The organism is Streptomyces sp. NPDC053079, assembly GCF_044546695.1.
Lineage (GTDB): Bacteria > Actinomycetota > Actinomycetes > Streptomycetales > Streptomycetaceae > Streptomyces.
In genome coordinates, this window is the sequence record NZ_JBITZJ010000007.1 from 24898 (window position 1) to 48150 (window position 23253).

Sequence of the window (23253 nt, forward strand, 5' to 3'; positions counted from 1 at the left end):
CGCCGATGAACGCCACCGATCGCACCCCCGCCGACCTGCTGCGTTCCGCGCTCGCCGCGGACCCGGCCCGCCCGCTCGTGACCTTCTACGACGACGCCACCGGCGAGCGCGTGGAACTGTCCGTGGCCACCTTCGCCAATTGGGTGGCGAAGACCGCCAATCTGCTCCAGGGCGAGCTGGCCGCCGAACCCGGTGACCGGCTCGCGCTGCTGCTGCCCGCGCACTGGCAGACCGCCGTCTGGCTGCTGGCCTGTTCCTCCGTCGGCGTGGTCGCCGAGGTGGGGGGCGATGCGGCCGGTGCCGATCTGGTCGTCAGCGGGCCGGACACCCTGGAGGAGGCTCGGGCCTGTTCCGGAGAGCGCGTGGCGCTGGCGCTGCGCCCCCTGGGCGGGCGCTTCCCCGAGCCGCCGGCCGGCTTCGCCGACTACGCCGTCGAGGTGCCCTCCCAGGGCGACCGCTTCGCCCCGTACGCGCCCGTGGACCCCGACGCGCCCGCGCTCGCCGTGGGCGGCCTGGAGCTGACGGGGGCGCAGCTGGTGGAGAAGGCCCGCACCGATGCCCACCAGCACGGCCTCGGCCCGGGCTCGCGGCTGCTGTCGGGGCTGCCGTACGACAACTGGGAGGGCCTGTCCGCCGGGCTCTTCGCCCCGCTCGCCGCGGGCGGCTCCGTCGTGCTGTGCCGCCACCTCGACCGCCTCTCCGGCGGCGGCCTGGACAAGCGCCGCGAGAGCGAGCGCGTCACCGTGACGGCCCTCTGACGCTGCCGCGGCGCCGCGCCGGGGCGATGATCGGCGGTACGTGCGTACACGCGTCGCAGCACGCACGCCGCCGACCGAGCGCAGGAGGGACGCAGCGCAGCCGTGACCAACCGCCCTGGCAGCCCCGGCCGGCCGGGCGGCCCCTTCGCCGGGGGGCCGCCCGGGCGGACGCCCGCGCCGGGACGACGCCGGGGGCGGCGCCGGCTGTGGCTGCGCCGGCTGGTGGTGGGCCTGGTGGTCCTGCTGCTCACGTCCGCCGGGATCGGCTGGGTGCTCTACGAGCGGCTCGACAGCAACATCACCACCGACACCGAGACCGCCGACGAGCTGCGCCGCTGGGAGAAGGAGCGCCCCAGCGCCCTGGTCAGCGGCGCCCAGAACATCCTGATCATCGGGTCCGACACCCGCGCCGGCGCGGGCAACGGCAAGTACGGCGAGGACAGCGGCGGCCAGCGCTCGGACACCACGATCCTGCTGCACCTGGCGGCCGACCGGAAGAGCGCCACCGCCGTCAGCCTCCCCCGCGACCTGATGGCGAAGATCCCCAGCTGCCGGCGGCCCGACGGCTCGTACACCAATGAGCGGTTCGCGCAGTTCAACTGGGCGTACGAGCTCGCCGGCACCGCCTGCACCATCCGGACCGTGGAGAACATCACCCGGATCCGGATCGACCATCACATCGTGCTGGACTTCATGGGGTTCAAGGCCCTGGTCGACGCCATCGACGGGGTCGAGGTGTGCCTGAAGCGCCCCGTGGACGACCGGGAGGCGAAACTGAAGCTGCCCGCCGGCCGCCAGGTGCTGCACGGCGAGCAGGCGCTGGGCTACGTCCGGGCCCGCTACAGCCTCGGGAACGGCAGCGACACCGAGCGGATGGGGCGTCAGCAGTTGTTCCTGGGCGCCCTGGTGCAGGAGATGCAGAGCGACGGCGTGCTGCTCAACCCGGCGCGGCTCTACCCGGTGCTCGACGCGGCCACCAAGTCCCTGACCACGGACGCCGGGCTCGACTCGCTCAAGAAGATGTACAACCTCGTGCGAACCGTGCGGGACATCCCCACCGAGCGCGTGCAGTTCCTGACGGTGCCGCGCCACCCGTACCCGTACAACAGCGCCCGCGACGAGCTCGTGCAGCCGGACGCGGACCAGCTCTTCCAACAGCTGCGCATGGACCGGCCGGTGTCGGTGAGCGCGCACGTGCGGCCGGCCGACGGCAAGCCGGGGGGCCGCCGGCCCGCCGTCGAGCCCGAACCCGAGGGACGGGAGAGCGCCGAGGGGTCGGAAGGGACCTACGGGTCCGTGGCACCGCCCTCGCCGTCCATGGCGCCCTCGCCGTCGCCCTCCCCCTCGCCGCTGCCCACCACGCCGCCCACCTACGAGGGCACCACCGCCGCGCACGGCGTCTGCGGCTGACCCGCGCGCAAAGAACGCCAATAAAATCGGCAAAAGGTGCAGAAACCTTTTCGTGCCGATGTTCGTTGCAACATCCGTCCCCGCGAAGGGATTGGGCAGATTGCCCAGTTGTAGGCGAGTGCAATTTGTCACCGGTGTCGCTCGACGCTGAACTGGGCGGATAGTGTGAGCGATCCGGTGCGCACGGCCGGCTGACCGCGCACTGCACAGACGACATTCGAGCGCCTCGGGGGGTAGGCGCCGCGTGGCACCGACGGAGGATTCAAGCGACCGTGGACGCGCAAGGCCGTGGGCGAGCGGGCGGCATCGACCCCGCCGACCAGTGGGTGTTCGACCCCGAAACGGGCAGCTACGAGCTGCGTCTTGACCATGACGGGGAACCGGTGGCGACGCCGTCCGGCGGCGCCCCCGCCGCGACGCCTTCCGCTCCCCGGGCCGCCGCCAAGCCTTCGGCGGCGCCCCGGCAGAAGCCGAAGCCCGGCGGCGGGCGCAATGTGCCCGGACAGCGCGGCACCGGGGGCGGACGGCGGGCGGGCGCGGCCAAGGCGACCACGGGCCGCCGCAAGCCGAAGCCCAAGAAGAGCGTCAAGAAGAAGGCGCTGATGTGGACCGGGGGCACGATCGGCGTGGTGCTGGTCGTCACCTCGGTCGGCGGCTATCTGCTCTACCAGCACTTCAACAACAACATCGACAAGGTCGACGTCGGCATCAACAACGACGCCGTCACCAAGGGCCCGGTCAACATCCTGATCATCGGCACCGACAAGCGCTCCGGCAGCGGCAACACCGGGTACGGCGACGACGGCAGCGTCGGGCACGCCGACACCACGCTGCTGTTCCACGTCTCCGAGGACCGTACGAACGCCACCGCGCTGTCCATCCCGCGCGACTTGATCACGGACATCCCGGCCTGCCCCACCAAGAAGGGCGGCACCACCAGGACCATCCCCGGCTCCAAGGGCGTCCGCTTCAACGAGAGCCTGGGCCAGGAGGAGCGCGACCCCGGTTGCACCTGGCGGACCGTCGAGCAGCTGACGGGCCTGAAGGTCACCCACTTCATGATGGCCGACTTCAACGCCGTCAAGAAGCTGTCCTCGGCGGTCGGCGGCGTCGAGGTGTGCCTGGCCAAGGACATCAACGACGCCGACTCGCACCTGAAGCTGGGCAAGGGGCGGCACACGGTCGAGGGCGAGCAGGCCCTGGCGTTCGTACGGACCCGGCACTCGGTGGGCTTCGGCGGCGACCTCAGCCGGATCGAGCTGCAGCAGCAGTTCCTGAGCTCGATGATCCGGAAGATGAAGGCCGGCGACACTCTCACCAACCCCAAGAAGCTCTACGACCTCGCCGACGCCGCGACCAACTCGCTCACCGTCGACACCGGCATAGGCTCCGTGTCCAAGCTGACCGCCCTGGCCAAGGAGCTCAGCAAGGTCAATCTGAAGAACATCACCTTCGCGACCGTGCCCGTCGTCGACAACCCCGCCGAGGGCAAGAAGCACAAGACGGTCGTTCTGGACAAGGCGAAGGCCGAGCCCCTCTTCGCCATGGTCCGGCAGGACGTCTCCCTCACCGAGGTGAAGGAGAAGGAGAAGAAGGCCCAGGAGCAGGCCGACGCCAAGCAGGCGGCACTGCTGGAGGGACCGAAGGCCGAGCCCGCGAACGTACGGGTCAAGGTGTTCAACGGCAGCGGCAAGGTCGGGGCCGCGGGCGAGACCGTCAGCTGGATGCAGAACTCCAAGGGCATGACCCGCACCAGCAACGGCGGCAACGCCTCGGACGGGAAGAAGGACAAGACCACCCTGGAGTTCGCCCCCAACCAGGCCGACCAGGCCCGCCGGCTCGCGGAGGCCATGGGCCTGCCCGCCGACGCCCTGAAGCAGGGCTCGGGCGACGCCGCGCCCACGGCGGAGATGAAGCTCACGCTCGGCGCGGACTTCAAGGGCGCGGGCACCCCGGTCTCGGCTCCGGACAAGGCGCCCGAGGGGATCCAGAAGGTCGAAGCGGACGATAACAACATCTGCGCGAAGTGAACCCCGCTAACGGCCTTTCGCATCTCATTGGCCAGTAATACTCATCAGGTACGACTTCGGTTACATCACGCCTGCCCATCGGGCCGGACGCACCATTCAGGGGAGGCCCGATGCGGCAGAGCAGCGGCGTGCGGGGAGAACGGGCCAACGAGCCCCACGAGGCCAAGCAGTCCGGGGAGTCCAAGGGCTCGAAGGACGCGAAGGCCCCGAAGGTCTCCGGCACGTCGGGCACCTCCGGGACCGGTGGCTCCGACGAGGGCAAGGGCGCCAAGGACGAGAAGGGCGCCAAGGAGTCCGACGGCGCGGGCTCCGGCGGGTCCGGCTCCATATCCGGCGGCGGTCCACGCCGCCGCCGCATCGGGCGCATAGCCCGCTGGACCGCGCTCGGCCTCTCGCTCCTGATCCTCGGGGTGTCGGCCGCGGGGTACTTCTACTACGAGCACCTCAACGGCAACATCAGGAAGAACAAGCTCAACCTCGGTGACAAGCAGCTCGACCGCAGCGTCGCCAACGCCGAGGGCCAGCGCCCGCTGAACATCCTGATCCTGGGCTCCGACAGCCGGGGCAGCAAGGAGAACGTCGCCCTCGGCGGCGCCCGCGACGACGCCGACCGGCCCCCGCTCGCCGACGTCCAGATGCTGGTGCACGTCTCGGCCGACCGCAGCAACATGTCGGTCATCAGCGTCCCGCGCGACACCCGGGTGACCATCCCCAAGTGCACCGACCCCGAGAGCGGCAAGGTCTACAAGGGCACCGACCGGCAGATCATCAACACCAGCCTGGGCAACGGCGGTCCCGGCTGCACGGTCGCCACATGGGAGGAGCTCACCGGCATCCCCATCGACCACTTCATGATGATCGACTTCTCCGGCGTGGTGAACATGGCCGACGCGGTCGGCGGCGTGCCGGTCTGCGTGGACGCCAACGTCTACGACGACAAGTCCGGCCTGCGGCTGACCAAGGGCACGCACACCATCAAGGGCAAGCAGGCCCTGCAGTGGCTGCGCACCCGGCACGGCTTCGAGGACGGCAGCGACATCGGCCGCACCCACGCCCAGCACATGTACATGAACGCGATGGTGCGTCAGCTCAAGTCCGGCACCAAGCTCACCGACCCCGGCCAGCTCACCGGCCTCGCCGAGGCGGCCACCAAGGCGCTCACCGTCGACAAGGACCTCGGCTCGGTCAAGGCCCTCTACGAGCTCGGCAACGACATGAAGCGGGTGCCCTCCGGCCGGATCACCATGACCACCATGCCGTGGGCCACGGACCCGCAGAACCCGGACGCGCACGTGGTCCCCAAGCCGGGCGACGCCGACAAGCTGTTCTCGCTCGTCCGCAACGACATCGCGCTGGACGGCAAGGACAAGAAGAAGGACGACAAGAACCCGCCGCCCACCGCCCCCGTCACCCGCAAGTCGGACATCGCGGTCACGGTGTTCAACGGCACCGGCACCGCCGTGGAGCCCCCGGCCACCGGCCGCGGCTCCGACATCGCCGCCTTCCTGGTCAAGGAGGGCTTCGCCAAGGCCACCTCGGACTCCACGCCCCGGGCCCAGGCGGACACCACGATCACCTATCCGAGGGCCACGCAGCGCGGCGACGCCCTGGCCGTGGCCAAGGCTCTCGGCCTGCCGGAGAGCGCGGTGCGCCACTCCCCCGAGGTCCAGCAGATCACGTTGGTCGTCGGCGGGGACTGGCGCAAGGGCACGGCCTACCCCAGGACCGAGGGCGACGAGCCGGCCGCCGGTCCGTCCGGCACGCCGGGCGAGAAGGACGGCAAGGGGGACAAGGACCCCAAGGACGCTGACGGCAAGAGCGGCCAGAAGAAGGGTGACGGCAAGGGGGACAACAAGGCCCCCGAGAGCTCCGACCCGCTCAACGGCGACGACAGGTCGGCCTGCATGAAGGTCAACACGCTCAACCGCTTCTGAGCGCGGAGCGGCCGCCGCTTCCGAACGTGCAACGGCCGCCCGGGTCTCCCCGGGCGGCCGCCGCGTCTGCCTGACTCTGCCTACTGCTCCGCGCGGACCGCCGGCCGGCGGCTGGCGATGACCTTCTTGGCGAGCGAGCGCGGGCTGGTGAGGAAGCCGAAGCCCCACGACATGTGCATCGTCGCCAGCGCCACCGGGATGCGCAGCCGCGCCCCGGCGGGCAGTCCCTTGCCCGCCGGCACCGAGCCGGCCGTGATGGCCGCCAGGTACCCGGCCGGCACGATCAGGCCCCACGGGGTGACGACCGCACCCACGACCACACCCGCCGCGATGGCGAGGACGGCGGCCGGGGCCGCGAGGTAGCGCAGGTTGATCGAGCCCTGGTGGTAGCGGGCGACGACGTGCCGCCAGCGCCCGTAGTTCTTGTACTGCTTGGCCAGGGCACGGACATTGGGCCGGGGCCGGTAGGAGACCTTCAGCTCCGGCGAGAACCAGATCAGGCCGCCGGCCTCACGGATGCGGAAGTTCAGCTCCCAGTCCTGGGCGCGGATGAACTCCTCGTTGTACCCGCCCTGCCGCTCCAGCACCTCGCGCCGGAAGACGCCCAGGTACACGGTCTCGGCGGGGCCCGCCGCGCCGCCGGTGTGGAACGCCGCGTTGCCCACCCCGATCTTCGAGGTCATGGCGGCCGCGACGGCCCGCTCCCAGTCGTTCTCGCCCTCGGCGTGCATGATGCCGCCCACGTTCTGGGCGCCGGTCTCGTCCATCAGTCGCACGGCCGTGGCGATGTAGTCCGGGGAGAGCATGCCGTGGCCGTCGACCCGTACCACGATCGGGTGACGCGAGGCCTTGATCGCCGCGTTCAGCGCGGCGGGGGTGCGACCCGTGGGATTCGGCACGGTATGGACCCGGGAGTCCTCCCGGACCAGCTCCGCGGCGATCTCGTCGGTGCGGTCGGTGGACGGTCCGAGGGCGATCACCACCTCCAGCTCACCGGCATACTCCTGCTCCAGGATGTGTCGCACGGAGGTGCGCAGATGCCGCTCTTCATTGAGCACCGGCATGATCACGGAAACGGCGGGCAGCTGCTGATCGGGCATGGTTCCTCGGGGGTACGGGGGTCGGGGGAACCCCCCGGCGGTCGGTGGAAACGTCCGTCACGTTACCGCCAATGGGGGACGGGGTCCCGCCCCGCCCGGGTGGCCGGGGCGCTGCGGACGGCGTGGGGCCGCAGACAGTTCATCGTATGGGCCTACGGTGTTCGCACTTTCTGCGCAGATGTCTCCCCCGTGTTCCGACCGCTCGTCGCGGAGGTCTCGAAGTGACCGCACCGGCCCGATCCTCCCGTCAGCGCACGACCCGGTACCGGACCCGCCGTGCGCACTGGGGCAAGCGTCTGGCCACGGGGGCGGCGGTGGCGGTGCTGGGCACGGGCGGCATCGGGCACGCGGTGGTCACCGGGCTGGGGGACGGCATCGGCCGCGTCGACGCCTTCGAGGGGCTCTCGGACCGGCCGGGCGGCGGGCGGGGCATGAACGTGCTGCTCGTCGGCACCGACGGCCGCGACAAGATCACCGAGGAGGAGCGGCAGCGCTACCGCCTCGGCGGCGCCCCCTGCCACTGCACGGACACGGTGATGCTCGTCCACCTCTCCGCCGACCGCGACCGGGCCACCGTGGTCAGCCTGCCGCGCGACACCTACACGGAGATCCCCGAGCGCACGGACGAGACCGGCAGGTTCCGCCCCGCCCACCCCGTCAAGCTCAACGCGGCGTACGCGGAGGGCGGCCCCGGGCTGACCGTGCGCTCGGTGGAGCGCCTGACCGGAGTGCACGTCGACCACTACATGGAGATCGACTTCACCAGCTTCATGAAGACCGTCGACGCCGTGGGCGGCGTCCAGGTGTGCACGGTGCGGCCGCTCAAGGACACCTACACCGGGCTCGACCTGCCGGCCGGCACCAGCAACCTCGACGGCGGCCAGGCCCTGCAGTACGTGCGCTCCCGGCATCTGGACGGGGCCGCCGACCTGGGCCGGATGCAGCGGCAGCAGCGGTTCCTCGCCTCCTTGATGCATAAGGCGGCCAGCGGCGGGGTGCTGCTGAACCCGGTGAAGTTCCAGGACGTCGCCTCCGCCGTCATCGGCTCGGTCCGCGCCGACCGGGGCTTCGGCACCGACGAGCTCATCGGGCTCGGCCAGGCGATGCGGAACCTGACGCCCGCCTCGGCGGAGTTCACCTCCGTGCCGATCGCCGTCGCGAACTTCCCCGTGCCGCACCTCGGCTCGACCGTGAAGTGGGACGAGGCGGGGGCCGACCGGCTCTTCCGGGCCCTGCGCGAGGACCGCCCGGTCAACACCGCCCCGCGCGCCCCGCACCAGGCGGCCGACGCCAAGCCCCCGGCCAGGACGGGCGAGCAGCCCCCCACGGCCGTCGAGGTGGCCCCCGAGCAGGTGCGCGTCCAGGTCATCAACGGCAGTGGCCGCGACGGGCTCGCCCGCACGGCCGACCAGGCGCTGCGCGCCACGGGCTTCGCCACCACGGGCCTGCCCACCGACGCCAGGCACCCCACGGCCCAGCACACGCTGATCACCTACGACCCGCGCTGGGACCGCTCGGTGCGCTCGCTGGCGGCCGCGCTGCCGGGGGCGCGGCTGCGGGCGGTGCCGGGGCAGGGGCCGCTGATGCGGGTGACCCTGGGCCCGGACTTCACGCAGGTGCACCCGGTACGGGCGCAGGACCCGCCGCACCCGCGGAGCGGGGGCGTCGCGGTGGTCACGGGCGACCAGGTGGTCTGCCCGGAGGGCGCATAGGAGGCGGGCGAGGGGTCAGTCCTCGAAGCCCTCGGCGGCGCGCTGCTCGCGCAGCTCCATGATCGCGCGGCGCCGGGCGAGCCGGTGCGTGCGCCGGATCTGCGCCTCTTGATAGCGCCGCCGGTCCTTGTCCGTCTCGGGCAGCACCGGCGGCACGCGCCGGGGCTTGCCGTCCTCGTCGACCGCGGCGAAGACCAGATAGGCGCTGCCGACCTGGACGGCGGGGGTGGACTCGTTCCACCGCTCGGCGAGCACCCGCACGCCGATCTCCATGGAGGACCGGCCGGTCCAGTTGCACTGCGCCTTCACGTGCACGAGGTCGCCCACCCGGACCGGCTCCAGGAAGGCCATCTCGTCCATGGAGGCGGTGACCGCGGGGCCGCCGGAGTGCCGGCCGGCGACCGCGCCGGCGACGTCGTCCACCAGTTTCATGATCACGCCGCCGTGGACGGTACCCAGCAGATTGGTGTCGCTGCCGGTCATGATGTGGGAGAGCGTCGTGCGGGCGGCCGACGTCGGCTTCCCGGATATGTCCGACTCCGGGCTCCGGTCCTCATTGCTCATGCCCTCCACTGTATGCGGGGGCGCCGCATAGGGCCGGATTTGCATCAGCTCTGCAACAGCACCGGCCCTCCCTGTGAGACGGCGCGTCCTGGCAGGCACACTCGGTTGCATGAACGATTGGCCCGAAGGGCGGACCCCCGACCGCCGCGAGCGGTACGGGCGCGGCAGCACCAGCGCCGAGCCGGAGGGCGCCCACGCCCTGCCGCACGTACGGCGCGACGCCCCGCCCCAGCAGTACCGACCGCCCCAGGGCTACGACTCCCACGCCCCGCAGGGCCCCCCGGCGCCCCGGGACCACGACGGCTACAGCACCGGCCAGGTCTACGGGCCCGGGGCCGGCTCCCCCGCGGGTCCCGGCGGTGGCTCCGGGGCAGGCGGCGGGCGCGCCCGCGGCCCGCGCGCCGGTGCGCCGAACTGGCGCAAGCGCATCAAGATCGGTGCGATCGTCTTCGTCACCGCGCTGCTGGCCGTCTCCATCGGCACCTACTTCTGGGCCGACGGCAAGATGCGCCGCGAGGTCGACCTGAGCAAGGTCCAGGACCGCCCGGCGGCGGGCGAGGGCACCAATTACCTGATCGTCGGCTCCGACAGCCGGGAGGGCCTGTCCGACCAGGACAAGAAGGACCTGCACACCGGGTCCGCCGACGGCAAGCGCACCGACTCGATGATGATCCTGCACACGGGCGACAACGGCACCACGATGCTGAGCCTGCCGCGCGACTCCTACGTCACCATCCCCGCCTTCACCGGCAAGCAGTCGGGCAAGAAGTTCCCCGCCGCCACGCACAAGCTCAACCAGGCGTACGCGGACGGCGGCCCGGAGCTGCTGGCGCAGACCATCGAGTTCAACACCGGGCTGCGCATCGACCACTACGCGGAGATCGGCTTCGGCGGCTTCCGCAACCTCGTCGACGCGCTCGGCGGCGTGGAGATGTGCCTGGACAAGCCGCTGAAGGACCGGGACTCGGGCGCGGACTTCAAGGCGGGCTGCCAGGAGCTGAACGGCGCCCAGTCGCTGGCGTTCGTCCGCCAGCGCCACCAGGAGGCCGACCAGGACCTGGGCCGGATGCGCAACCAGCAGAAGTTCCTGAACACCCTCGCCAAGCAGGCGGCCTCCCCGGCCACGATCCTCAACCCGTTCCGCCTCTACCCCGTCATCGGGTCCGGCCTCGACACCCTCATCGTCGACAAGGACATGGGGCTGTGGGACCTGATGGACATGTTCTGGGCGATGAAGGGCGTCACGGGCGGCGACGGGCAGCAGATGACCGTGCCGATCGCCAACCCGAACTTCCCCACCCGCAGCGACGGCGTGGCCGTCAAGTGGGACACGACGAAGGCCAAGCAGCTCTTCGAGCAGCTGAAGAAGGACCAGAGGGTCACCGTCACCGACAAGTGACGCCGGCGGGGCGCCGTGGGGCTACGACTTCATGGGGGTCGGGGTGATGAGGGCGAACACCGCGCCCTGCGGGTCCTGCACCACGGCCATCCGGCCCGCGACCATGTCGAACGGCGGCTTGAGCACCGAGCCGCCGGCCCTGGTCAGGGCGTCGACCGTGCTGTCGACGTCGTCGACGGAGAAGTACGTCAGCCAGTGGGAGGGCGAGCCGGGAGGCGACTTCTCGAGGTCCTGCATGCCGCCGACCGGGCGGTCGGCGGCCTTGAGGGAGAAGTACCCCGGCGCGTCCTTCATGGTGGTGGCCGTCAGCCCCAGGGTGTCCTCGTAGAAGGCGGCCGCCGCCTCCGGGTCGGCGGTGTTCAGCTCGTTCCACACCACCGAGCCGGGCTCGTTGACCACCTGGGCGCCGATGAAGTCCCGGGCCTGCCACAGCCCGAACACCGCGCCCGTGGAGTCCGCCACGACGGCCATCCGGCCCAGGGTGAGGACGTCGGTGGTCTCCATCAGCGGCGTACCGCCGTGCTCGCCGACCTTCGCCACGGCCGCGTCGGCGTCGGTCACGGCCAGGTACGTGGTCCACGCGGGCGGCGGCTTGGACCCGCCCTCCTGGGCCATCGAGGTCATGATCCCCGCCACGGCCTTGCCGTTCAGGGTGCACACCGCGTACCCGCCGGTCTCCGGCGGCCCGGGTTCCCCCTGCCAGCCGAACAGGTCCCGGTAGAAGTCGAGCGCTTCCCGCTGGTCGGGGACCACGAGATCCACCCAGCAGGGCGTGCCGGGAACGTAGGGCTCGGTTACCTCGGGCATGACGCGTCGCCTCCCTGGCAGTACGGACACCCCCGCGACCCACCTTCACCCGCCGTCGGCCGTATCGCCACCGCGAAACGCCGAACGGCCCCCGACAGTGGCTGCCGGGGGCCGTCGCGCGGGGGAACCCGTTACGGGAGGTTGCGCGCCATGACGATGCGCTGGACCTGGTTCGTGCCCTCGTAGATCTGCGTGATCTTGGCGTCGCGCATCATGCGCTCGACCGGGTAGTCACGGGTATAGCCGTAGCCGCCGAGGAGCTGGACGGCGTCCACCGTGACCTCCATGGCCACGTCGGAGGCGAAGCACTTCGCCGCCGCGCCCTGGAAGGTGAGGTCGCTGTCACCGCGCTCGGACTTGGCGGCGGCCGCGTAGGTCAGCTGGCGGGCGGCCTCGATCTTCATGGCCATGTCGGCGAGCATGAACTGGACGCCCTGGAAGTCGCCGATCGGCTTGCCGAACTGCTTGCGCTCCTGGACGTAGCCCTTGGCGTAGTCGAGGGCGCCCTGGGCGATGCCGAGGGCCTGGGCCGCGATGGTGATGCGGGTGTGGTCCAGGGTCTTCATCGCCGTGGCGAAGCCGGTGCCCTCCTCGCCGATCATGCGGTCGGCGGGGATGCGGACGTTGTCGAGGTAGACCTCGCGCGTCGGGGAGCCCTTGATGCCGAGCTTCTTCTCGGGGGCGCCGAAGGAGACGCCCTCGTCCGACTTCTCGACGACGAAGGCGGAGATGCCCTTGCTGCGCTTCTCCGGGTCGGTGACGGCCATGACCGTGTAGTACTCGCTGACGCCGGCGTTGGTGATCCAGCGCTTGACGCCGTTGAGGACCCAGAAGTCGCCGTCGCGGACGGCGCGGGTCTTCATGCCGGCGGCGTCGGAGCCCGCGTCGGGCTCGCTGAGGCAGTACGAGAACATCCCCTCGCCCTTGGCGAGCGGGCCCAGGTACTTCTTCTTCAGCTCGTCGGAGCCGGAGAGGACGACCGGCAGCGAGCCGAGCTTGTTGACGGCCGGGATGAGGGAGGAGGAGGCGCACACGCGCGCGACTTCCTCGATCACGATGACGGTGGCGAGCGCGTCCGCGCCGGCTCCGCCGAACTCCTCCGGGACGTGCACGGCGTGCAGGTCGGAGGCGGTGAGCGCGTCGAGCGCCTCCTGCGGGAAGCGCCCCTCCTCGTCCACCTCGGCGGCGAACGGCCCGATCTTCGCCTCGGCGAGCGAGCGGACGACCTTGCGGAGCTCGTCGTGCTCCTCGGACGGCCGGTACAGGTCGAAGTCCTTGTTTCCCGCCAAGGCGTACTCCCCAGAGAGTTAACTACCGTTTAGTAACCCCGATTCTAGGGGCGCCCCGCACAGGGGGGATACGTGAGCTTGCCGACAGCGACGATCTCCCCTGGATCCTTCCCGACCAGGGCCCGACTATGCTCGGGCAACGCAATCCGGCAGGTGGGCACAGCCAGCACCGCGAGTCAGCACATGGAGTACCGCATGGCCCTCAAGATCACCGTGATCGGCACCGGTTACCTCGGTGCCACCCACGCCGCGGCCATGGCCGAGCTCGGGTTCGAGGTGCTGGGACTGGACGTGGTGCCCGAGAAGATCGAGACGCTCTCGCGCGGCGAGGTCCCGATGTACGAGCCCGGGCTGGAGGACCTGCTGCGCAAGCACGTCGCCGGGCTCGAGGGCTCGACCGGGCGGCTGCGCTTCACGACCTCCTGGGAAGAGGTCGCCGACTTCGGCGACGTGCACTTCGTCTGCGTGAACACCCCGCAGAAGCACGGCGAGTACGCCTGCGACATGTCCTACGTCGAGAGCGCCTTCACCTCCCTGGCCCCGCTGCTGCGCCGCCCCGCGCTGGTGGTCGGCAAGTCGACCGTGCCGGTCGGCAGCGCCGCCCGGCTCGCGGAGCTGCTGGCCGAGCTGGCACCTGCGGGCTCCGACGTGGAACTGGCCTGGAACCCGGAGTTCCTGCGCGAGGGCTTCGCCGTCGAGGACACCCTGCACCCCGACCGCATCGTCGTGGGCGTCGGCGGCGAGCGCGGCGAGAAGCTGCTGCGCGAGGTCTACGCGACGCCGGTGGGCGAGGGCTCGCCGTTCGTCGTCGCCGACTACCCCACCGCCGAGCTGGTCAAGACGGCCGCCAACTCCTTCCTCGCGACGAAGATCTCCTTCATCAACGCCATGGCCGAGGTCTGCGAGGCCGCCGACGGCGACGTGGTGAAGCTGGCCGAGGCGATCGGCCACGACGAGCGCATCGGGAAGAAGTTCCTGCGGGCCGGCGTCGGCTTCGGCGGCGGCTGCCTGCCGAAGGACATCCGCGCCTTCATGGCCCGCGCCGGCGAGCTGGGCGCCGACCAGGCCCTGACGTTCCTCCGCGAGGTCGACTCCATCAACATGCGCCGCCGCGCCCACATGGTCGAGCTGGCCCGCGAGAGCGTGGGCGGCAGCTTCCTCGGGCAGCGCGTCGCGGTGCTCGGCGCGACGTTCAAGCCGGACTCCGACGACGTACGGGACTCGCCCGCGCTCAACGTCGCCGGGCAGATCCACCTGCAGGGCGGCCAGGTGACGGTGTACGACCCCAAGGGCATGGACAACGCCCGCCGCCTCTTCCCCACCCTCGCCTACGCGCCGAGCGCGCTCGAGGCGTGCCGGGGGGCGCACGTGGTGCTGCACCTGACGGAGTGGGCGGAGTTCCGGGAGCTGGACCCGGCCCCGCTGAAGGAGGTCGTGGCGGTGCCCCGCATCCTCGACGGCCGCAACGCGCTCGACCCGGCGGTGTGGCGTGCCGCGGGCTGGTCGTACCGCGCGATGGGGCGCCCGCGGGCGTAGGGCTTTTCAAGCGCCGGACGGGCTGCAATCGCAGCCCGTCCGGCGCTTGAGGACCGGGGTCCGGGGCGGAGCCCCGGTTACCCGTCCAGCTGCTCGATCGTCGCGATCGACGGCCCGCGCACCGTGGCCAGGCTCCGGGCCACGTCCTCCGCGGCCCTCAGGACGCGTACCGCGTTCTGCCACGTGAGCTTCGCGAGGTCCGCGTCGGACCAGCCGCGCCGCAGGAGCTCCGCGATCAGGTTGGGGTAGCCGGCGACGTCCGACAGGCCCTCCGGGGTGAACGCCGTGCCGTCGTAGTCGCCGCCGATGCCGATGTGGTCGACGCCCGCGACCTCGCGCATGTGGTCGAGGTGGTCGGCGACCGTTTCGGCCGTGGCGAGCGGACGGGGGTGCTCCGCCTCGAAGGCGCGGTGGACGGCCATGGCCTCGGCGGTGGTGTCGAGGTGGTGCAGGCCGTGGGCGCGCATGTTCTCGTCCGCCGCCCGCGTCCAGTCGACGGCCTCCGGCAGGATGAACTTCGGCACGAACGTCACCATGGCCACGCCGCCGTTCGCGGCGAGCGAGCCGAGCACGTCGTCGGGGACGTTGCGCGGGTGGTCGCAGACGGCGCGCGCGGAGGAGTGCGAGAAGATCACCGGCGCCTCGCTGACCCGCAGCGCGTCCCGCATCGTGCCGGGCGCGACGTGCGAGAGGTCGACCAGCATGCCGATGCGGTTCATCTCGCGGACGACCTCTTCGCCGAAGCGCGTCAGCCCGCCCACCGCGGGCACGTCGGTCGCCGAGTCCGCCCACGGGATGTTGTCGTTGTGCGTGAGCGTCATATAGCGCACGCCCAGCTGGTGCAGGGCGCGCAGCGTGGCCAGCGAGCAGTTGATGCTGTGGCCGCCCTCGGCGCCCATCAGCGAGGCGATGCGGCCCTCGGCCCGCGCGGCCTCCATGTCGTCGGCGGTCAGCGCCAGGCGCAGGTCGGCCGGGTGGCGGTCGACCAGCTGCCGTACGACGTCGATCTGCTCGAGCGTGGCGCTGACGGCGTCGTCGCCGGCCATGTCGCTGCGGACGTAGACGGACCAGAACTGGGCCCCCACCCCGCCGGCGCGCAGCCGGGGGAGGTCGGTGTGCAGGCCGGTGCCGCTCTGGTCGGCGGCGATGTCGCGCCGGTCGAGGTCGTAGCGGACCTGCTCGCGCAGCGCCCAGGGGAGGTCGTTGTGCCCGTCGACGACGGGGTGCGCGGCGAGGAGCTCCCGGGCGCGGTCGAGGTGGTCCGCGGCGCTCACGGCGCTCACTTCCCGAATCCGAAGCCCGTGCCGCCCTGGACCTTGGCCCGCAGCCGCCTGCCCTTGTCGGTCGCCTGCTCGTTGAGCTCGTCCTGGAAGTGGCGCATGCGGCCGAGGAGCTCGCTGTCGTGCGCGGCGAGCATCCGGACCGCCAGGAGCCCGGCGTTGCGGGCGCCGGCGACGGAGACGGTGGCGACCGGCACCCCGGCGGGCATCTGCACGATGGACAGCAGGGAGTCCATGCCGTCCAGGTACTTCAGCGGTACGGGCACCCCGATCACCGGCAGCGGCGTGACGGAGGCCAGCATGCCGGGGAGGTGGGCCGCGCCGCCCGCCCCCGCGATGATGGCCTTGAGGCCGCGGTCGGCGGCCTGCTCCCCGTAGGTGACCATCTCGCGCGGCATCCGGTGCGCGGAGACGACGTCGACCTCGTAGGGGATCTCGAACTCGTCCAGGGCCTTGGCGGCGGCTTCCATGACGGGCCAGTCGGAGTCCGAGCCCATGACGATGCCGACGACGGGGGAACCAGTCATTCCGTGATCGTTCCTCGCAGGTATCCGGCGGCGTGGCTCGCGCGCTCGCGCACATCCGCCAGGTCGTCGCCGTAGGTGTTGACGTGTCCGACCTTGCGGCCGGGCTTGACGTCCTTGCCATACATATGGATCTTCAGGCCCGGGTCCCGTGCCATGCAATGGAGGTAGGCGGAATACATGTCGGGGTAGTCGCCCCCGAGCACGTTCGCCATGACCGTCCACTTCGCGCGCGGGCGCGGGTCGCCGAGCGGCAGGTCCAGCACGGCCCTGACGTGGTTGGCGAACTGCGAGGTGATCGCGCCGTCCTGGGTCCAGTGGCCGGAGTTGTGCGGGCGCATCGCCAGCTCGTTGACGAGCACCCGCCCGTCGCGGGTCTCGAACAGCTCGACGGCGAGGTGGCCGACGACGCCGAGCTCCTGGGCGACCGTCAGGGCCAGCTGCTGCGCGTGCGCGGAGAGCTCCTCGGACAGGCCCGGGGCGGGGGCGATGACCGTGTCGCAGACCCCGTCGACCTGGACGGACTCCACGACGGGGTAGGAGACGGCCTGGCCGTGCGGGGAGCGGACGACGTTGGCGGCGAGCTCGCGGACGAAGTCGACCTTCTCCTCGGCGAGCACGGGCACCCCGGCGCGGAACGGTTCCCGCGCGCCCTCGGCGTCGCGGACCACCCACACGCCCTTGCCGTCGTAGCCGCCGCGCACGGTCTTGAGGACGACGGGGAATCCGTCACCCTCTTCCGCGAAGCGCACCACGTCGGCCGGATCGGCCACGATCCGGTGCCGTGGACAGGGCACTCCGATCTCCGTGAGCTTCGCCCGCATCACGCCCTTGTCCTGGGCGTGCACCAACGCGTCGGGCCCGGGGCGGACGGGGATGCCGTCCGCCTCCAGGGCCCGTAGGTGCTCGGTCGGAACATGTTCGTGATCGAAGGTGATCACGTCGCATCCTTGTGCGAAAGCACGAAGGGTCTCCAGGTCGCGGTAGTCGCCGATGACGACATCGCTCACCACCTGGGCCGCCGAGTCCTGCGGGGTATCGCTGAGCAGCTTGAATCTGATGCCGAGGGGGATGCCCGCCTCGTGGGTCATACGGGCGAGCTGGCCGCCGCCGACCATGCCGACTACCGGGAACGTCACGCCCCCAGAGTATCCGTACGCACGAACCATCCCTACCGCCCCTGGATGATCCTCCAATTCCGGAGGCTATTACTCCGGTGACCGGAAGGCGCCGCAGCCCCCTTCGATTGCGGTCCGATTAGGACCGGAAAGTGCGCGTTCGCCGGTCATTCACCGACTCTCCGGTCCGCCGTCCGCGACCGCTGGTTAGCATGAAGGACATGACTCGACCGCGCACAGTGCGTTCCCGGCTGGAGCGGCTGGCCCGCGAGATCGCGAAATTCGGCGCCGTAGGCGCGATCGGATTCGTGGTCAACTTCATCGTCTTCAACCTCTGCGTCCACGGCCTCGGTCTGGCCGTGGTGCGTTCCGGCGTCATCGCGACCGCCGTCGCCATCGGCACCAACTACATCGGCAACCGCTACTGGACGTATCGCCACGGCGACAGGAACCGGCGCAGCCGTGAGCTGTCCCTGTTCCTGCTGTTCAGCGGCATCGGCCTCGTCATCGAGAACGGCGTCCTGGCCCTGTCGCACTACGGTCTGGGCCTGACCACCCCGCTCGCGGACAACATCGCGAAGAACGTCGTCGGCCTCGGCCTCGGCACCGTCTTCCGCTTCTGGTCCTACCGCACCTGGGTGTTCCGGGCGCTGCCCGCGCGGGCGGCCGTGGAGACCGCCGAATCGTTCCTGGCGGCGGCGCCCGCGCCGCAGCGCGTGGACGCCGGCAAGTAGCCCGCGGGCGCCGCACCGGCCGGCCGCGCGTCAGTCGTGCTGGTCGGCTTCCCTGCTCAGGAACAGCGCGAACACGGGCGGCTGCTGCTGCAGGAGCTCCAGCCGCCCGCCGTCCGCCTCAGCCAGGTCGCGGGCGACCGCCAGCCCCAGCCCCGTGGAGTTGCGGCCGCTGACGGTCCGCTCGAAGACCCGTGACCCCAGGTCGGCCGGGACGCCCGGCCCCTCGTCGGAGACCTCCACCACCGCCTGGTTGCCGGTGACGCGCGTACGGATCGCCACCGTGCCGTCGCCGTGCATCAGCGAGTTCTCGATCAGCGTCGCCAGCACCTGGGAGACCGCGCCGGGCGTGCCCACCGCCCGCAGCCCCTGCTTGCCCGAGCGCACCAGGGCCCGGCCCGCCGTGCGGGTCGCGGGCCGCCACTCCTCGATCTGCTGCTTGACGACCTCGTCGAGGTCGAAGGTGACGGCGGACCCGGTCTGCGGGTCACGGGAGTTGGTCAGCAGCCGCTGAACGACATCGGTGAGCCGCTCCACCTGGGTGAGGGCGATCGTCGCCTCGTCCTTGACCGTGCCCGGGTCGTCGGTGAGCGTGATCTCCTCCAGCCGCATCGACAGCGCGGTCAGCGGGGTGCGCAGCTGGTGCGAGGCGTCGGCGGCCAGCCGCCGCTCCGCCGTGAGCATGCGGGCGATCCGCTCGGCGCTCGCGTCCAGGACGTCGGCGACCCGGTCCAGCTCCGGAACGCCGTAGCGGCGGTGCCGGGGGCGGGGGTCACCGGAGCCCAGCCGCTCGGCCGTCTCGGCGAGGTCGGTGAGCGGCGCGGTGAGCCGGTTGGCCTGGCGTACGGCCAGGAACACGGCGGCGATGACGGCCAGCAGGGCCACCGCGAGGATCACCAGCAGGGTGCGGCCGACCTCCCGGCTGACCGTGGAGCGGGACTCCTCGACCAGGACCGTCTCGCCCTGCTCGCCCTTCCGCGTCGCCGTGATGACGCCGCCCTCGGGGCGGGTGCCGATCTCGATGGCCTCGCGGCCGGGGATGTCGACCCTGGCGTACCGGTCGAGGGTGATCTGCTCGCGCAGCACCCCCGACTCCACCCGCTCGCCGCCCAGCAGACGGCTGTCGACGATGCTGACCAGGCGCACGGCCTCGGACTGCACGCTCTCCTGGGCACTGCTCTCGATCGTGCGGGTCTCGACGATGACGAGCGAGATGCCGAACACGGCGATCACGACGAGCACGACGGCGAGCGTGGAGTTGATCAGTCGGCGGCGCACGGTGCCTGTCTTTCGGATCTTGCCGGAGTGCGGAGGCTCAGCTCTTCTCGAAGCGGAAGCCGACGCCGCGAACGGTGGCGATGTACCGCGGGTTGGCCGCGTCGTCGCCGAGCTTCTTGCGGAGCCAGGAGATGTGCATGTCCAGGGTCTTGGTGGAGGACCACCACGTGGTGTCCCAGACCTCGCGCATCAGCTGATCGCGCGTGACGACCCGGCCCGCGTCGCGCACCAGGACCCGCAGCAGGTCGAACTCCTTCGCCGTGAGCTGGAGTTCCTCCTCGCCCATCCAGGCGCGGTGCGACTCGACGTCGATGCGCACGCCGTGGGTGGCCGGCGGCTGCTGGTGGCTCTCGACCGCGCCGCGGCGCAGCAGGGCCCGTACGCGCGCGAGCAACTCGGCCAGCCGGAAGGGCTTGGTGACGTAGTCGTCGGCGCCGGCGTCCAGGCCGACGACGGTGTCCACCTCGTCGGCGCGGGCGGTGAGCACCAGCACGGGGAAGCCGTGCCCCTCGGTGCGCAGCCGGCGGCAGACCTCCAGACCGTCCATGCCGGGCAGCCCGAGGTCGAGGACGAGCAGGTCCACCCCTCCCTGAAGGCCGGCGTCCAGCGCCGTCGGACCGTCTTGGCGTACCTCCACCTCGTACCCTTCGCGGCGCAGCGCGCGTGCGAGCGGCTCCGAGATGGAAGCGTCATCCTCGGCGAGCAGTACTCGGGTCATGCACAGATGGTAGTCCGACCGGGCTCACGGCCAAGGTGTAGCGGGCTTCCACCGGGGCAACACTTCCCCGAAAGTGCTATCACCCTCGAATATGTGCGGATGGTTCCTGCTTCGGCTGTGATCCATGTCTCAACTCCTTCCATATGCGGGCGGGGTGTGACGTATGGTGACCAGACGTCTGTAGCACTAACCGGAGGACCTTCGGACAGTTGAACGCGCCGAAGGTCCCTGTTGTGCGCAGGGCTGGTCCCTCCAGTCTTGTCACAGTGATTGACCTGTCGGTCGGGTCCGCCGCGCGATGGTGCGCGGGGGCGTGGATCCCGGCGTACGGCCGTCCTGCCGGCCCCCCGATCCCGGGAGGCCGAACCCCTCGGGCGTGGGGGCGGGCGGTGCCGTAGCCGGTGCCGGCCAACCCCCACCCGGGCGCGCATCTGCTCCACCGCGCGTCCCGAGCACCCAAGGAATGACCATGGCGTCCAGCCTGACGAAGGGCGCGGCCGAGCAGGAGATGACCTCTCCGGGCGGCGGCGGCAAGACCTTCTTCGGCCACCCCCGCGGCCTTGCCCCCCTCTTCCTCACCGAGATGTGGGAGCGCTTCTCCTACTACGGCATGAGGGCACTCCTCGTCGTCTACCTGATCGCCGGCGGCCCCGACGCCAAGCCGGACAGTCAGGGCGGCGGCCTGGCGATGCCCGAGGCCAGCTCGGTGGCCATCTACTCCGCCTACGTGGGAATGGTCTACCTCCTCGCCATGCCCGGCGGCTGGTTCGGTGACCGCGTCTGGGGTCCGCGCAAGACGGTCGCCATCGCGGCGGGCATCATCATGGCCGGTCACCTGGCCCTGGCCGTCCCCGGCAAGCCGACCTTCTTCTTCGGCCTCGCGCTGGTCGCGATCGGCTCGGGTCTGCTGAAGGCCAACATCTCCACGATGGTCGGCCACCTCTACGACGGTCCGCAGGACCCGCGCCGTGACGGCGGCTTCACGATCTTCTACATCGGCGTCAACATCGGCGCCTTCGCCGCGCCGCTCGTGATCGGCACGGTCGGCCAGAAGGTCAACTGGCACCTGGGCTTCTCCATCGCCGCGCTCGGCATGGGTCTCGGCCTGGTCATCTTCCTGCTGGGCACCCGCCACCTCAGCCCCACGAGCAGCGTCGTCCCGAAGCCGCTGACGGCCGCCGAGCGCAAGTCGACGCTCGTCAAGGCCCTGATGTGGTTCGCCGTCGCCGCCGCCTTCTACGGCGTCGTCGCGGGCACCGGCCACTTCTCGCAGAAGTGGGCCACCATCCCGCTCGCCCTGCTCGGCGTGGTCATCCCGATCACGGTGCTGACCCGCATCAAGCGCGACAAGGAACTGTCCGCGAGCGAGCAGACCAAGGTCAGCGGCTACATCTGGTTCTTCGTCGCCGCGGCCGTGTTCTGGATGATCTTCGACCAGGCCGGCTCGACGATGTCGACCTTCGCCGAGAAGAAGACCGCGGACAACGTCTTCGGCATCGACTTCCCGTCGACCTGGTTCCAGTCGGTCAACCCGCTGTGGGTCATGGCCATCGCCCCGGTCTTCGCCTCGATGTGGCTGTGGCTGGCCCGCCGTGACCGCGAGCCCAGCACCACCGTGAAGTTCTCGATGGCCATGGTCGGCATCGGCGCCTCGTTCTTCGTCTTCGCCATCCCGATGGCGATGGCCACCGACGGCACGAAGGTCACCCCGGCCTGGCTGCTGATGATCTACGGCATCCAGACCATGGGTGAGCTGTGCCTCTCCCCGGTCGGTCTGTCGCTCACCACGAAGATGGCGCCGCAGAAGTACGCGAGCCAGATGATGGGTGTCTGGTTCCTCGCGGTGACCGCGGGCGACTGCACGATGACCCTGCTGTCGGAGTCGGGTGTCGACCTGAACGGCATCGGCGTGATCCTCGGACAGGCGGCGGCCGCGACGCTGGCCGGCCTCGCGGTGTGGATGTACCGCAAGAAGATCGAAGCCCTGATGGGCGACGTTCGCTGACGCAGCCCCTTCCCGGGCATCTGGGCCCCCGGCGCGCACCGCGCGCCGGGGGCCCTTCGCGTCATCCGGGGCCGGGATCGCGCGGCGCCGGGGCGCCCGCGCCCCTCGGGTCGGCCTCCGGCGTGAACCAGGGCAGCGCGCCCGCTCCGGGGCCGCCGGGCTCCCGCGTACGGTCCCCGGTGGGCGGCCGGGGCCGTACGCGGTCCACGACGGCCATGCCGGCCCGGAAGAGGGCCAGGGGCACCACCACGCACAGCAGGATCCAGAAGAGCGTCACGCCCCAGGGGCGGCTCACGTCCCACGGCTGCTCGACGAGCACCTTGTCGCCGTAGGCGAGCGAGATCAGATAGTCCCCGTACGCGCCCGCCGCCAGCTCCACGTCCAGGGCGACGCGCTCCTTGCGCCCGGCGGCCACGGTGCCGCGCCAGGGGCGTTCCTCCCAGGACGGGGCGAGCACGCCGTGCGCGGTGCCGAGGCGGAAGACGGGGTCGGCGGCCGGGGTCGAGCCGAGGTTGGCGACGGTCACGACCAGGCGGCGCCCGGGCGGGGCGCCGAACCACGTCAGCAGGGAGCCGGAGCCCTCCAGCCGGGCGTCGAGCACGCTCAGCCGCTCGCCGCCGCTCTGCCGAGGCAGGGGCGCGACCGGGTGGCCCGAGACGGAGAACGGGGCGTCGGCCGCCGCCGCGTCGCCGGTGACGGTCGCGACGTGCACCACGCACGGGCAGGGCTTGGGCGGCGCGGCGACCGGGAGGCCGCGGCGGAACGTACCGTCGGCGGCCGTCGTGACGGTGCGGCCGTCGGCGTTGGCACAGGCGTTGGTGCCGCCGATCATGTTCTGGCCGCACACCAGGAGGGTGAGCAGGGCGCCGGGCCGCCAGCCCGTGCCGCTGACGGTGACGCTCGCGCCCTTGGGGGCTTCGGTGCGGTCCACGGTGGCCGTCGGCTGCGCGGCTGATGTCCGTGGTGCTGCCGCGGCGGGTGGGGCGAGCAGGGTGAGCAGCAGGGCGAGCGCGGCCGCCAGCGCCGCCACGAGCGCCCCGGGCCGGGCCCGTGCCACAGC

19 protein-coding genes are annotated in these 23253 nt (G+C 71.4%); 9 read left to right on the forward strand and 10 right to left on the reverse strand.

Annotation, left to right across the window (positions count from 1 at the left end):
- Positions 1 to 5 precede the first annotated feature (5 nt).
- The 4 genes from ACIGXW_RS25405 to ACIGXW_RS25420 all read left to right on the forward strand — a co-directional run bounded on the left by ACIGXW_RS25405 (position 6) and on the right by ACIGXW_RS25420 (position 6132).
- Positions 6 to 758 (forward strand): TIGR03089 family protein, encoded by a 753-nt coding sequence (locus ACIGXW_RS25405; protein ID WP_071965354.1) that lies wholly within the window; start codon positions 6 to 8, stop codon positions 756 to 758.
- Positions 759 to 860: 102 nt separating this feature from the next.
- Positions 861 to 2168, forward strand: coding sequence for an LCP family protein (locus tag ACIGXW_RS25410; protein WP_399575144.1), 1308 nt, complete (start codon positions 861 to 863; stop codon positions 2166 to 2168).
- Positions 2169 to 2440: 272 nt separating this feature from the next.
- On the forward strand, positions 2441 to 4198 hold the full coding sequence (locus tag ACIGXW_RS25415; RefSeq protein WP_399575145.1) for an LCP family protein: 1758 nt from the start codon (positions 2441 to 2443) through the stop codon (positions 4196 to 4198).
- 110 nt (positions 4199 to 4308) lie between these two features.
- Complete coding sequence (locus ACIGXW_RS25420) at positions 4309 to 6132, forward strand: LCP family protein (protein ID WP_399575146.1); 1824 nt, start codon at positions 4309 to 4311, stop codon at positions 6130 to 6132.
- A gap of 80 nt (positions 6133 to 6212) precedes the next feature.
- Here ACIGXW_RS25420 and ACIGXW_RS25425 read toward each other — a convergent pair whose 3' ends face one another.
- Entirely contained in the window at positions 6213 to 7232 is a 1020-nt protein-coding gene (locus ACIGXW_RS25425; protein ID WP_399575147.1) for a glycosyltransferase family 2 protein, read from the reverse strand.
- A gap of 221 nt (positions 7233 to 7453) precedes the next feature.
- Here ACIGXW_RS25425 and ACIGXW_RS25430 point away from each other — a divergent pair, with 221 nt between their 5' ends.
- On the forward strand, positions 7454 to 8944 hold the full coding sequence (locus tag ACIGXW_RS25430) for an LCP family protein (protein WP_399575148.1): 1491 nt from the start codon (positions 7454 to 7456) through the stop codon (positions 8942 to 8944).
- A gap of 15 nt (positions 8945 to 8959) precedes the next feature.
- Here ACIGXW_RS25430 and ACIGXW_RS25435 read toward each other — a convergent pair whose 3' ends face one another.
- Positions 8960 to 9508 (reverse strand): acyl-CoA thioesterase, encoded by a 549-nt coding sequence (locus ACIGXW_RS25435; protein WP_071965352.1) that lies wholly within the window; start codon positions 9506 to 9508, stop codon positions 8960 to 8962.
- 109 nt (positions 9509 to 9617) lie between these two features.
- On the opposite strand from ACIGXW_RS25435, the gene ACIGXW_RS25440 reads away from it, so the two are divergent.
- Entirely contained in the window at positions 9618 to 10907 is a 1290-nt protein-coding gene (locus ACIGXW_RS25440) for an LCP family protein (RefSeq protein ID WP_399575149.1), read from the forward strand.
- Between the two features lie 21 nt (positions 10908 to 10928).
- On the opposite strand, the gene ACIGXW_RS25445 is transcribed toward ACIGXW_RS25440, so the two are convergent.
- Both ACIGXW_RS25445 and ACIGXW_RS25450 read right to left on the reverse strand, forming a co-directional pair.
- The gene (locus ACIGXW_RS25445) at positions 10929 to 11714 is read right to left on the reverse strand and encodes a VOC family protein (RefSeq protein ID WP_071965350.1); all 786 of its coding nucleotides are present in this window, start codon (positions 11712 to 11714) and stop codon (positions 10929 to 10931) included.
- Between the two features lie 131 nt (positions 11715 to 11845).
- A complete protein-coding gene (locus tag ACIGXW_RS25450; RefSeq protein ID WP_071965349.1) occupies positions 11846 to 13003 on the reverse strand; it encodes an acyl-CoA dehydrogenase in 1158 nt (385 codons plus the stop codon).
- 195 nt (positions 13004 to 13198) lie between these two features.
- On the opposite strand from ACIGXW_RS25450, the gene ACIGXW_RS25455 reads away from it, so the two are divergent.
- Positions 13199 to 14539 (forward strand): UDP-glucose dehydrogenase family protein, encoded by a 1341-nt coding sequence (locus tag ACIGXW_RS25455; RefSeq protein WP_399575421.1) that lies wholly within the window; start codon positions 13199 to 13201, stop codon positions 14537 to 14539.
- A gap of 77 nt (positions 14540 to 14616) precedes the next feature.
- Here ACIGXW_RS25455 and ACIGXW_RS25460 read toward each other — a convergent pair whose 3' ends face one another.
- The 3 genes from ACIGXW_RS25460 to ACIGXW_RS25470 are packed head-to-tail and all read right to left on the reverse strand — an operon-like array spanning position 14617 to position 17512.
- Positions 14617 to 15831: a dipeptidase gene (locus ACIGXW_RS25460; protein ID WP_399575422.1), complete on the reverse strand. Its 1215-nt coding sequence runs from the start codon at positions 15829 to 15831 to the stop codon at positions 14617 to 14619.
- Positions 15819 to 16346 (reverse strand): 5-(carboxyamino)imidazole ribonucleotide mutase, encoded by a 528-nt coding sequence (purE, locus tag ACIGXW_RS25465; RefSeq protein WP_071965346.1) that lies wholly within the window; start codon positions 16344 to 16346, stop codon positions 15819 to 15821. The genes ACIGXW_RS25460 and purE overlap by 13 nt, the downstream gene beginning before the upstream one ends.
- Positions 16343 to 17512 carry a 5-(carboxyamino)imidazole ribonucleotide synthase gene (locus ACIGXW_RS25470; protein ID WP_071965345.1) on the reverse strand — a complete coding sequence of 390 codons (1170 nt, stop codon included), beginning with the start codon at positions 17510 to 17512 and terminating at the stop codon, positions 16343 to 16345. Before ACIGXW_RS25470 ends, purE begins: the two co-directional genes overlap by 4 nt.
- A gap of 170 nt (positions 17513 to 17682) precedes the next feature.
- On the opposite strand from ACIGXW_RS25470, the gene ACIGXW_RS25475 reads away from it, so the two are divergent.
- A complete protein-coding gene (locus tag ACIGXW_RS25475) occupies positions 17683 to 18195 on the forward strand; it encodes a GtrA family protein (protein WP_071965344.1) in 513 nt (170 codons plus the stop codon).
- A 30-nt stretch (positions 18196 to 18225) separates the two neighbouring features.
- Here ACIGXW_RS25475 and ACIGXW_RS25480 read toward each other — a convergent pair whose 3' ends face one another.
- Entirely contained in the window at positions 18226 to 19470 is a 1245-nt protein-coding gene (locus ACIGXW_RS25480) for an ATP-binding protein (protein WP_071965343.1), read from the reverse strand.
- A 37-nt stretch (positions 19471 to 19507) separates the two neighbouring features.
- Positions 19508 to 20188: a response regulator transcription factor gene (locus ACIGXW_RS25485; protein ID WP_071965342.1), complete on the reverse strand. Its 681-nt coding sequence runs from the start codon at positions 20186 to 20188 to the stop codon at positions 19508 to 19510.
- Between the two features lie 469 nt (positions 20189 to 20657).
- On the opposite strand from ACIGXW_RS25485, the gene ACIGXW_RS25490 reads away from it, so the two are divergent.
- Entirely contained in the window at positions 20658 to 22193 is a 1536-nt protein-coding gene (locus ACIGXW_RS25490) for a peptide MFS transporter (RefSeq protein WP_399575150.1), read from the forward strand.
- A 61-nt stretch (positions 22194 to 22254) separates the two neighbouring features.
- Here ACIGXW_RS25490 and ACIGXW_RS25495 read toward each other — a convergent pair whose 3' ends face one another.
- Positions 22255 to 23250: a neocarzinostatin apoprotein domain-containing protein gene (locus tag ACIGXW_RS25495; RefSeq protein WP_399575151.1), complete on the reverse strand. Its 996-nt coding sequence runs from the start codon at positions 23248 to 23250 to the stop codon at positions 22255 to 22257.
- Between the last annotated feature and the right edge of the window lie 3 nt (positions 23251 to 23253).

Excerpts from the sequence above, each read along its gene's own strand:
- ACIGXW_RS25405 (WP_071965354.1), top strand. The coding sequence starts at position 6 with ATGAACGCCACCGATCGCACCCCCGCCGACCTGCTGCGTTCCGCGCTC.
- ACIGXW_RS25420 (WP_399575146.1), top strand. The coding sequence starts at position 4,309 with ATGCGGCAGAGCAGCGGCGTGCGGGGAGAACGGGCCAACGAGCCCCAC.
- ACIGXW_RS25425 (WP_399575147.1), bottom strand. The coding sequence starts at position 7,232 with ATGCCCGATCAGCAGCTGCCCGCCGTTTCCGTGATCATGCCGGTGCTC.
- ACIGXW_RS25435 (WP_071965352.1), bottom strand. The coding sequence starts at position 9,508 with ATGAGCAATGAGGACCGGAGCCCGGAGTCGGACATATCCGGGAAGCCG.
- ACIGXW_RS25440 (WP_399575149.1), top strand. The coding sequence starts at position 9,618 with ATGAACGATTGGCCCGAAGGGCGGACCCCCGACCGCCGCGAGCGGTAC.
- ACIGXW_RS25445 (WP_071965350.1), bottom strand. The coding sequence starts at position 11,714 with ATGCCCGAGGTAACCGAGCCCTACGTTCCCGGCACGCCCTGCTGGGTG.
- ACIGXW_RS25455 (WP_399575421.1), top strand. The coding sequence starts at position 13,199 with ATGGCCCTCAAGATCACCGTGATCGGCACCGGTTACCTCGGTGCCACC.
- purE (WP_071965346.1), bottom strand. The coding sequence starts at position 16,346 with ATGACTGGTTCCCCCGTCGTCGGCATCGTCATGGGCTCGGACTCCGAC.
- ACIGXW_RS25470 (WP_071965345.1), bottom strand. The coding sequence starts at position 17,512 with ATGGTTCGTGCGTACGGATACTCTGGGGGCGTGACGTTCCCGGTAGTC.
- ACIGXW_RS25475 (WP_071965344.1), top strand. The coding sequence starts at position 17,683 with ATGACTCGACCGCGCACAGTGCGTTCCCGGCTGGAGCGGCTGGCCCGC.
- ACIGXW_RS25485 (WP_071965342.1), bottom strand. The coding sequence starts at position 20,188 with ATGACCCGAGTACTGCTCGCCGAGGATGACGCTTCCATCTCGGAGCCG.
- ACIGXW_RS25490 (WP_399575150.1), top strand. The coding sequence starts at position 20,658 with ATGGCGTCCAGCCTGACGAAGGGCGCGGCCGAGCAGGAGATGACCTCT.